Below are 9,989 nucleotides of genomic sequence, written 5' to 3' on the forward strand. Positions count from 1 at the left end.
CGGACAGCGGCGCGGGGGCGCTCAATTGCCCTCCCGGAGCTGCTCCCCGAGGGCTCCCTTGTCGATTTTGCCGACGGCCGTCAGCGGAATCCGCCCGAGCGTCACCAGCCGGTCCGGCAGCTTGTACGGCGCGATGCCGCGGTCCGTGAGCCCGGCCCGCACCTCGCGCAGGGTGGGCGGTCTCGCCACGTCCTGCGGCACCACGCACGCACAGGTCTGCTCCCCCAGGTCCGGGTGCGGCAGGCCGATCACCGCGGCCGAAGCGATGCGGGGATCGGCGAGCAGGTGGTCCTCCAGCTCTCGGGCCGGCACCTTCTCACCGCCCCGGTTGACGACGTCGGCGGTCCGTCCCACGACCTCGAAGTAGCCCGCGGCCGTCCGCCGGACCACGTCACCGGTGCGGAAGAAGCCCTCGGGGGTGAAGGGGGTCCGCTCGCCCTCCCCGGCCCGGTAGTAGCCGCGCACCGTGTACGGGCCGCGGGTGAACAGCTCGCCCTCCTCCCCCGGTGCCGCCTCCTGACCGTCCTCCCGCAGGATCCGGATCTCGTCGGCCGCCGCCAGGGGCCGCCCCTGCGTGTGGAGGACCACGCTCGACGGGTCGTCCAGACGCGTGTAGTTGAGCAGGCCCTCCGCCATCCCGTACACCTGCTGCAGGACGCAGCCCAGCCGTCCGGCCACCTTGCTCCCCGTGACCGGCGCGAGTCGGGCCTCACCGACCTGGAGGAGTTCGAGGGAGCGCAGGTCGTACGCGGTCCTCTCGGCGGCGTCGAGCCACACCGACACCATGGGCGGCGCGAGCGAGGTGACCGTCACCCCGGCGCTCTCGACGAGGGGGAAGCACACCTCGGGGTCGGGCGAGGGGGCCAGCACCACGGCGCCGCCCAGGCGCAGCGTGCCCAGCACCCCGGGACAGGCCAGGGCGAAGTTGTGCCCCATGGGCAGGGCGCACAGGTAGCGGGTGGCGGCCCCGAAGCCGCACAGCCGTGAGCTCTGGCGCAGCTGGTAGCTGTAGTCGGCGTGGGTGCGCGGGATGAGCTTCGGCGGCCCGGAAGTGCCTCCGGAGAGCAGGAGCAGCGCCACGTCCCGGGCGTCCGGGGCCGGCAGGTCCAGCGGCTCGCCGTTCACCTCGTGGAGCGCCGCGAAGGGGCCCGGCTCGCCGGCCACCAGGACGTGGCGCAGGCTGTCGGTGCCGGCCAGCACGTCCTTGGCGATGGTGCGGTAGTCGCAGTCGGCCACCTCGTCCGCGCACACGTAGGCGACCGCCTGCGCGCTGTTCACGAGGTGGACGATCTCCGCGGTCCGGTGCCCGGGGTACGCGAACACCGGTATCGCACACAGCCGGAAGAGGGCGACGCACAGCACCACCAGCTCGACGTCGTTGGGCAGTTGGACGACGACCCGGTCGGCGGCACGCAGGCCGAGGCCGGCGAGACCCGCGGCGAGCCGGTCGGCGGCCCGGTCCAGCTGACCGTAGGTCAGGGTGCGGGTGGCGGTGACGACCGCCGGCCTGTCCCGGACACCCGGCAGGCGGGTGGGCAGGCTGCCGAGGACCTCGTCGTTCCAGTAGCCCCGGGCCCGGTACTCCTCGGCGAACGGCTCGGGCCACGGCACGCAGCCCTCAGGCATCGTCCGCCCCGGCCCCCGGCGCCGCCGCGCCCTTCAGCGCCCCGTGGCAGTACCGTCCTGGTCTCCGGTACCGCGCCACGCCGAGGACGCCGGCCCCGCCCAGATGCTCCTCGCCACGCATGTCACCGCGCCTCCCTCTGTCCTTGTGGATCGCAAGGACCTACGGCGGAGCAGCCTCGCACGGGGAACCTGGCGAGTTTCTGTACGCGTTCTTCAGGACGGGTGGTCCCGGTCGGCAGGGGGAGCTCCCGCGCGGTCGCGCGGCACCCCCGCGGCGGCCGGTGCGGGCCTCAGGGGGAGGGCGAGGAGGTCCACGCCGTCCGGCGGCCCGGTGAGTTCGCCGGCCTTCTCCCAGCCCCACCGCCGGTACAGCTCGCGGGCCGGTGCCCTGGTCGAGGCGGCGAGCACGGCGTGGGGCTCGGTGCGGGCGGCCACCAGCTCCTCCAGCAGCGCGCGCCCGTACCCGCGGCCCCTCAGCCGCGGCAGGACCGCCAGTTCGTAGACGTAGAACAGCGGTCCGCGCAGCCGGTGCGGCGCGGGCGCGGCAGCCCGGGGGTGCCACCAGCCCTCCTCGCGGCGCACCCCGTACGCGAAGCCGCCGAGGGCGCCGCCGTCGCGCACGGCGGCCACCGCGAAGCCGGGCAGCGCCGCGTGTGCGGCCAGCTGCGCGGCGAAGGCGTCGGCGGCCGAGGCGTCCTCGTGGTAGGGCGCCTCCCGGTAGACCCGGTGGTAGACGTCGCGGAACTCCTGGGGGCGGTGGAGCACGGCCTCGCGCTCATCCACCGACGGTCTCCCTCTGGACGTGGGCCGGCAGCACGCGGCCGAGGCGGCACAGTACCCCGACCGCTGCGAGACAGCACAGCCCGAGGGCGAGCCAGGGCAGGCCCGGTCCCTTGGCCAGCAGCCAGGTGAACAGGGCCGGTGCCAGCACCCGGGCCACGCCCCACATCAGCTCCTCCAGCCCCAGGTAGCGGCCCCGCAGCCGTTCGCCGGCCATCGCCACGGTCAGCGCGCTGCTGGTCGGCGCCTGGAGCAGCTCCGCGGCGGTGAAGACGACCATGCCGAGGACGAGTACGGCGAACGCGAGCGCGCTGTGCTCCCCGGGCACCATCGCGAACAGGCCGAAGGACACCGTCCACAGGAGGGCGGCCGCCTGGAGCACCCGGGGGCGGCGGTGGCGTTCGACCGCCCTGGCCACCGCGGTCTGCCCCAGCACCACCAGGAGGGTGTTGAGCGCGAACAGCGTGCCGGGCTGCCACGCGGGCAGGCCACGCGCCTCGATGACGTACGCGCTCAGCAGCACGGTCAGCGCCAGGTCGCACAGCGCGAACACGGCGACGGTGACCAGTACGCCGCGGAAGGCGCGGTCGGCGAGCACCTCCCGGTACCCGGCGCGCCCGGGCGCCGGCCCGTCCCCGGCCGGGGCGGGACCGGGCCCGGAGGCGACGGGGGCGGCGGCCCGGCGCCAGGCCGCGACCAGAGCGGCCGCGACGAGGAACGACACCGCGTTGAACACCACCACGGCGGTGTAGCCCGGACTCCCGCCCCAGCCGACCAGCGCGCTGCCCAGCAGCCCGCCGGCGCCGAACCCGACGTTGCGCAGGGCGCGATCCATCGCGTACCAGCGCGCCCGCTGCCCGCCGTCGGCCACCTGCGCCACCAGCGCGGCGGCCGCCGGCCGGAACTGGCTCTCGCCCCACAAGGTGACCGTGACGAGCACGACGAGCTGCCAGGGCACGTCGGTGAACACATAGCCGCTGAAGGTGAGCACGCGGACCAGGTTGCTCGCGACGACCACCCGCCGCGGACCGAACCGGTCGATCAGCGGGCCCGCCAGCGGTCCGGCGGGCAAGGAGAGCAGCGCGGCGATCGACAGCATCACGCCGACCGTGGCCAGGGGGATCCCCTTGGCGGCGTGGAAGTAGACGACGGCGAAGGGCAGGAACAGGCCGGTGCCCAGGGCGTCGACGAGCTGTGCGAGGACCAGCGGGACGCGCCCGCGGGTGTGGGGCAGGCCGAGTGCGTCGATGACAGTCATGCGGTGTCCCTCAGGCGTGGGGCAGCGGGAAGACGTTGAACCCGTCCTCGGTCAGCGGCCGGGTCCGCCAGCCGAGCTGCACGCCCGCCCGGCCGATCCGGCCGTCGCCCCACATCGGCATCCCGGCGGGGAAGTTCGAGACGAGGCCGGGCACGATCGTGTGGGCGGCGGACAGTCCGGCCGCTTCGACGTCACAGGTCGTCAGGTCGACGCTGATCACCTCGAAGCCGCGGGCCTCGACCCGTTCGCGGTACGCCGCCAGGCGGCGCTCCGCGAGGGCGGGCAGCCCTTCCCAGGAGCGGGTGGGCAGGTCCAGGACCCAGGGCGCGATCCGCTCGCCCGCCCGGGGGTCGAGGTGGAGCTGCTGCTGGCACAGCAGGTCCCGGACGTCGGCGAAGTCGGGCCGGTAGGAGTCGAGGTAGCGCCGGTCGGCGCGGTGGGGCTTGAGGTTGCCCAGGTGCGGCAGGTCATCGCGGCCGCCCGCCAGCGCCTTCTCGTCGTCGAGGTAGTGGCAGGTGTGGTGCAGGGTGAACCCCTCGGCGAGGGCCTTCTCCGCCGCCTCCAGGGCGCCGGGCCGGGCGGCGAAGCCGATCGTCACCCATCGGGTGGCGCGGTCGCGTACGGCCGCGGCGATCACCGGTACGTCGAACTCGTTGTTCAGCGGGATCAGGGTGATGTCGTAGGCGTCGAGGCTGTCGGCGACCAGCTCGCGGATCCGGTCGGGCACCGGCAGCCGGGGAAGCCGGGCGGCATGGGCCCACCACAGCATGGTGGTGTCACGCTCGATCACCTCCTCCAGTCCGGAGGTGACGGCGTGCTCCTCGCTCACCCCGCAGGCCACCCCGGCGACCAGCGGGTCGCTGTGGGCGGCCGGATCGTGCTCCCCGTGGGCGACCAGGAAGGCGGGCACCCACACGGGCTCGCCGGTCGTCCACGAACGGCCTTCCACCCAGGCGCACTCGCTGTCCGCGGTCAGCGGCGCAAAGGGGAAGCCCGGGGTGCGGTACTGCCGTTGCGAGTACAGGTGCAGCCGGCGCGGGTCGAGGGCGGGAACGCCGTCGCGGCGCAGCCGGGCATGGCTGCCGTACCGGAGCCGCTCCCGCGGCAGGCGGCTGCCGCAGTAGCGTTCCACCGCCTCGCCCACGGCGCTGCGGCGGGCGGTGTCGAAGCCGGACCAGGACGTGCCGAACGCCTGCCGGTCGTTGGGCCAGTCCGCGACGCGCCGCATGTCGGCGACGTCCACGGCGCACACCCGTAGCCGCCGCGGCATCCCCGGCAGAGGGGCCAGTTCCTGGACGGCGGTGACCACGCCCACCTGGTCGTCGACGAGGAGGTCCGCTTCGGCGTCGCCGCGCCCGACGGGCCGCGGCCGGGTGGGGACGGGCAGCACGGTACGGGAGAGCCGGCTCAGCTCGCGCGGGTCGAGTTCGACCTCGCCCGGGGCGCTCCCGCCCGTGATCCAGCGCTCCAGATCCGCGGCGAGCTGCGCGGCGATCCAGCGGGCGTCGCGGGCGCGGAGCCGGGGAGCGGCGGCCCGCGGGGCGTCCCTCACGGCCTCGACGACCCGGGCGTCGGGTGCCGCGGCGAGCCGGCGCTCCAGCACGTCGGCGAAGTCCGCCGTGGCGCCGGGGGTGACTGCGGGGCCGAGGAACGCCCGGCCGCGCTCGCGGCGCAGCGGCAGCCAGCGCAGGCCGAGCCCGGCGCACAGGCCGTCGATCCGGGCCAGTTCGGTGTGGGCGGGGTGGACGAAGGCGGCCACGAGGACGGTGTCGCGGACATCGACGCCGGACAGGTCCTCGGGGGCGGGCCCGACGTGCGCGTACCCGGTGGTGGCCAGTGCGTGGGCGATCGGGGCGGTCAGTTCCGGTGAGCCGGTGAGGAGGACCGTCGTACGGGCCGGCCGGGCCGCGCGCTCGGCGTCGAGCGCGGGCCGCGCCGGGCGCAGGCAGCCGTCGTGGCGCAGGACGTCGATCACTTCGGCGTAGTCGGGGGACATGGCGGCCAGGAGTTCGGCGCGGGTCCTGGTCCCGTCGCAGCGGGCGGCCCAGTCGCGGAACTCGGGGGTGGGGGCGGATATGTAGAACTGGCCGCCGTTCGGGGTGACGATAAAGCACAGGTTCTGTTCGAGGTCGTAGATCTCCACGTCCAGGAGTTCCAGGGTCTCGTCGTCCGACGGCATATCGCCCCCCGCTCGATTGAATTTCCTTGCACGCAATTCCGCGGCCGTACGGGATTCCGCGGCCGTACGTGACGCCACGGTCCCGGGGCGAGGCCCCGGGACCGTGGCGGTCCGACCTTCAGGAGGTCAGATTCACTTGCCGACGGAGCGGTTGTGCACGACGGCGCGGTTGTGGACCACCGCGCGATTGTGGACGACGGCCCGGTTGTGGACCACGGCGCAGGTCGAGTTAATCTTGACGGTCGAAATCATGGAAATTCCTTCCACTTCGCTGCCAGTGACACGGAAAACGTTACTGGAATTCGATTCCGCACCCCAGATGAATTCTTAATGAATCCCCATGAGTAATGCACGGACGGACGGACCCGGTTCAGCCCGAGGCGGTCCCGGCCCGGCGCGCCGCGCCCGGGGCGGTCGCGGGCGCGTCCGCGGATGCGTCGGCGGAGGTGTCCGCGGGCTCGTCCGCCGGCGCCTCGCCCCGGCGCAGGACCGTGAAGGCGATGAGCGCGGCGACGACCAGGAGCGCGGCGCTGAGGCTCAGACCGAGGGCGTAGCCGTCGTTGAGGGCCGCGGGACCGACGGCGTCACCGGTGCTGTGTTCGGCCGCGGTGCCGAGGGCGGCGAGGCCGAGCGAGGCTCCGATCTGGCGCGAACTGTTGAGCAGGCCCGAGGCCGTGCCGGCCTCGTGGGGTGCGACCCCGGCGGTGGCGGTGGAGACGACCGGGCCGAGGCCATGGCCGCACCGACCAGCAGGTTGTAGCCGTTGGCGCCGACGACCGAGCGGTTGGCGAACAGGCCGAGCCGCACGAGGGGTTCGCGGGAGGTGGTCCGCTCGACCTGGACGAAGGCGATGAGCAGCGCGACGGCGACCGCCGGCGTCGCGAGGGTGACCGGTGAGCTCCACGCGTACTGGTCGGTGCGGACGACGCCGAAGACCAGCAGGCCCAAGCCGCCGGTGGCCAGGGCGGCGCCGAGGGCGTCGGGACGGCCGCCCCGGGAGGCGGGCCACTCCGCGGCCGCCGCCAGGGAGGCGCTCGGCGAGCTACTGGAGGCGGCCGGTGTCCCGCTCATCGACGTCGACTCCGCCTCAACTCCGCGGGCCGGTGGGACCCGAGGTCCCACACCGCCGACACCCAGCACGACCGCCGCCACGGTCTGCGGCCTCGTACCCCGCTCGCCAACGTCCCGCCGGATGGAGAACCAGCACATGCCGTCGTGCTGACGCCCTCCGGGCTCGGGCGGGCGCACGAGAAGCCAGGACGGTGTCAGAACTGCTGCGCTTCTGGGGTGTTGTCGAGCCACCACTGGCAGACGTTCCAATGGTTGCCCGTACTGCCCGCGTCGTCGAACGTCACGTCGGCCACGACCGGACCGCTGCAGTTCGGGCTGGTCTTGTCGTGCATGCTGCACTTCAGGGCGTTGTCCGGCGCAACGGGGTCGATGGCCGCGATAACCGACTTCATGGAGGCTACGCGACAGTGTTCATGCGGAACCGGATCGGAGTCAGAGCGGGAGCGGCAATCCCCGGGACTGTGTTCATATCCTCTCCCTCGCCCTGGCAGCACCGGCACCCACATGGGGTTCTTCACCCCTGGTCGGCTTTCCTCGGCGCCCGATGCCCCGGCATCCATCCCGCGCTCAGGCCACCGCACGCATCGACGAACCGCGGTTCGTAAGTGTGGCGCTCGATGTCCGGATTACGGGAGCCTCCGCGCCTGAAGTAGGGAACACTCGTGCTTGAGGCTCAAACGGCAGGACGCCACCGACCTGCCCCGCTTAAGGCGAGACAGCCTTGGAGCCATGGAGGACCCCCGGCTGACCTTCAGCTCCGTCCCGGGGACTCGGCACTAGCCCAGCCTGCTCGTACGCTTCGCCCCGGGACTCCGTACACCCGATCGCCACGACATCGAGGAGACCCATCAGTGAGCGACGAGCAGTCTGTTCCGCCCATGCCCACCGAACCACCCGCACCCAGCCCCAAGCAGCGGCCTGCATGGCTCGTCCCGGTTTCGACGGGCATAGCCGGGCTGGTACTCGGAATTGGCTCGACGCTGGTCGTGCAGGCTGCAGGGGGTGAAGACGAAGCCGCGAAGACTTTCACACTGACCGGCACAGTCGAGGTGATGGGCGACACCAAGGCCGTGGTGACGGCCAATTCCGGCTTGTGCGCAGGATCTGGTGGCTACAACGACCTGAGGGGCGGAGCCTCGGTCACGGTGTACGACAAGGCGGGGCTGATCGTGGGGACCGGCTCTCTGGGCAGCGGCAGTGTCAAGGACGCTGCGACGGCGTACAAGCGGACGTGCCGGTTCGCTGTGTCGGTGCCGGATGTGCCAAGGGGCAAAGAGTTCTACCAGGTTGAGGTCAGCCATCGAGGAAAGGTCAACGTCAGCGAGTCGGAGGCGGTCGCGGGCCGGTTCGCGGCATCGATCGGAGACTGAGGCAAAGCGACGGCCCCGCCCATCCGAGGCGGGTCCACTCCCGCAGGTCGCAGATGCCATGGATCGCAGTGGCACCCTCATCACCGTTGTTGCGATCGGGACTGTTCTTCGCCGGGCCCCCATCACCCATACGGGTGATTGTTCCGGAATGAGGTTCGAGTCGTCTCTGATGCCTTGATCATGTGCGGGCTCCCCGCTGCGCATCTGCAACTGCCCGTACGGTCCAGGCGCAGATGCGTGCAGCGGATCCCGCCTTCGGGGTGCCACTCCATCACCGGCCCATGGAAAGTGCCTGGGCCTTGGGCCGCTCACCCCATCGGGGGGTAGCCGCACATCTGGTCGTACGGCTGGTCGTACGTCTCGCTCGGGGCGACGGGATTTGTCATCGCATCGTGCACGAACAGGGAAATGAAAGGGGTCAGGCCCAGGAAGACGCCGCTGCCGGTGAACCACCATCCGGCGGTTGTCGGCCGGGCGTCCGCGAAAGGCCCGGGGGTGTGCTGGAACAGCCCGATGACGATGAGCGCGAGACTGACCAGGCCGATTCCCACGAGCACCAGCGCCGGCCCGTCGAAGCGGGCCGCCGTGGACTGCGGAGACGTCCCGGGACCGGCCGCCGCGGGGGGTGGGTCCTTCGGGGGGATCGCGACGCTTGGGGTAGACGCCTTGGATGGGAGCAGAGAGTAGGCCTTCCCCACGCGGTCGTACGCACGCTCGAAGGCGTTGACTTCCTCGGGAGTGGTGCCCAGGGCTGTAACCAAGGCTTCGAGATGCTCCCAGGCCGTGGGCATGCCCCTGCCCATCCTCAACACCTGCACAGCCCACCGCTGGGCGGTGTCCGGGGTGTCACCGAAGGCCTCGCCGGCCAGCCCGGCCACCGATAACCGGGTCGAGCTGCCGTCACGCTCCTCCAAGTGCTTGAACGAGCGCGCCATGTCCGCGGGAGTCTGCACGGTCTCCAGCAGGTCCCGGAGCGGTTTGTCCCTCTGCCCGGAGCCGTCGTTCTCGCTGTTCACCGCGTTGTCCTGGCTGTCCTGCCGTTGCCCCGGGACACCCTGATCAGCCGCCTGACCGGGCTTGTCCGCCAGTTGCCCCGGGACAACCGGCGGCCCGGCCGCCGCAATGTCACCACCGGCCGGGGGTTCGAGACCGACCCCCCCGCCAAGCTCGTCGAGCTCCGTGTCCTGGGCCTCCAGCCGCTCCTCGACCACTTCCAGGAACTTCTCGATCTCCTCCAACCGAGGCAGGATCTGTTCCTCTGTGAACACGGCCAGCCCAGCCCCCGGCGCCACATCCCCGCCCAAGTCACGCACCACCGCTTCGTCGCGGATCACCTGCTGCTCAGCCGCTGTCTGGACCGTGAAGGCCTTCTCCTCCAGCCGGCGGGCGTGCTCCAGCTGCCCGCCGGCCCGGTGCCGGAAGTCCCGCAGCTGCTCCAGCTCCTGCTCCAGTTCAGCGCGACCCTCCTTGGCCTGCTCCAGCTGGACCTCCAGCTTGGTGCACCTCGCCCCCAGCAAGGACACCGTCTTCTCCAGGGCGCGACGCTGGATCTCGGACTCATGCAGCTTCTGCCAGGCTTCGGCGTTCTTCTGCTGGGCGGCGGCCAGGCCCTAGGGCCTGTGTGATGTTGTGATCAGTCGGCGGCTTTCAGGAGGTCGTCGATCCAGATCATTGCGGCGCGGAGGTGGAGGCCGGCGAGGTAGCT

Annotated in this window: 9 protein-coding genes; 1 reads left to right on the forward strand and 8 read right to left on the reverse strand. The window is 72.3% G+C overall.

Annotated elements, in window-relative coordinates; genetic code table 11:
- Window positions 1-21: 21 nt before the first annotated feature.
- The 7 genes from ACFY04_RS40215 to ACFY04_RS40245 form a co-directional block, all read right to left on the reverse strand.
- Window positions 22-1,626 (reverse strand): (2,3-dihydroxybenzoyl)adenylate synthase, encoded by a 1,605-nt coding sequence (locus tag ACFY04_RS40215; protein WP_389125410.1) that lies wholly within the window; start codon window positions 1,624-1,626, stop codon window positions 22-24.
- Window positions 1,619-1,747, reverse strand: coding sequence for a hypothetical protein (locus tag ACFY04_RS40220; protein WP_389125413.1), 129 nt, complete (start codon window positions 1,745-1,747; stop codon window positions 1,619-1,621). The genes ACFY04_RS40215 and ACFY04_RS40220 overlap by 8 nt, the downstream gene beginning before the upstream one ends.
- 92 nt (window positions 1,748-1,839) lie before the next feature.
- On the reverse strand, window positions 1,840-2,409 hold the full coding sequence (locus ACFY04_RS40225) for a GNAT family N-acetyltransferase (RefSeq protein WP_389125416.1): 570 nt from the start codon (window positions 2,407-2,409) through the stop codon (window positions 1,840-1,842).
- The gene (locus ACFY04_RS40230) at window positions 2,402-3,664 is read right to left on the reverse strand and encodes an MDR family MFS transporter (RefSeq protein ID WP_389125420.1); all 1,263 of its coding nucleotides are present in this window, start codon (window positions 3,662-3,664) and stop codon (window positions 2,402-2,404) included. The genes ACFY04_RS40225 and ACFY04_RS40230 overlap by 8 nt, the downstream gene beginning before the upstream one ends.
- 10 nt (window positions 3,665-3,674) lie before the next feature.
- Entirely contained in the window at window positions 3,675-5,843 is a 2,169-nt protein-coding gene (locus ACFY04_RS40235) for a YcaO-like family protein (RefSeq protein WP_389125423.1), read from the reverse strand.
- A gap of 537 nt (window positions 5,844-6,380) precedes the next feature.
- Window positions 6,381-6,914 (reverse strand): hypothetical protein, encoded by a 534-nt coding sequence (locus ACFY04_RS40240; RefSeq protein WP_389125426.1) that lies wholly within the window; start codon window positions 6,912-6,914, stop codon window positions 6,381-6,383.
- Between the two features lie 194 nt (window positions 6,915-7,108).
- Entirely contained in the window at window positions 7,109-7,306 is a 198-nt protein-coding gene (locus tag ACFY04_RS40245; RefSeq protein WP_389125429.1) for a hypothetical protein, read from the reverse strand.
- 459 nt (window positions 7,307-7,765) lie between these two features.
- Between ACFY04_RS40245 and ACFY04_RS40250 the strand changes: the two genes are divergently transcribed.
- Complete coding sequence (locus ACFY04_RS40250; RefSeq protein WP_389125432.1) at window positions 7,766-8,284, forward strand: hypothetical protein; 519 nt, start codon at window positions 7,766-7,768, stop codon at window positions 8,282-8,284.
- A 308-nt stretch (window positions 8,285-8,592) separates the two neighbouring features.
- Here ACFY04_RS40250 and ACFY04_RS40255 read toward each other — a convergent pair whose 3' ends face one another.
- On the reverse strand, window positions 8,593-9,807 hold the full coding sequence (locus ACFY04_RS40255; protein ID WP_389125435.1) for a hypothetical protein: 1,215 nt from the start codon (window positions 9,805-9,807) through the stop codon (window positions 8,593-8,595).
- Window positions 9,808-9,989: the final 182 nt, after the last annotated feature.

The sequence above is a fragment of the Streptomyces sp. NPDC001549 genome (assembly GCF_042894025.1).
GTDB classification, from domain to species: domain Bacteria; phylum Actinomycetota; class Actinomycetes; order Streptomycetales; family Streptomycetaceae; genus Streptomyces; species Streptomyces kutzneri.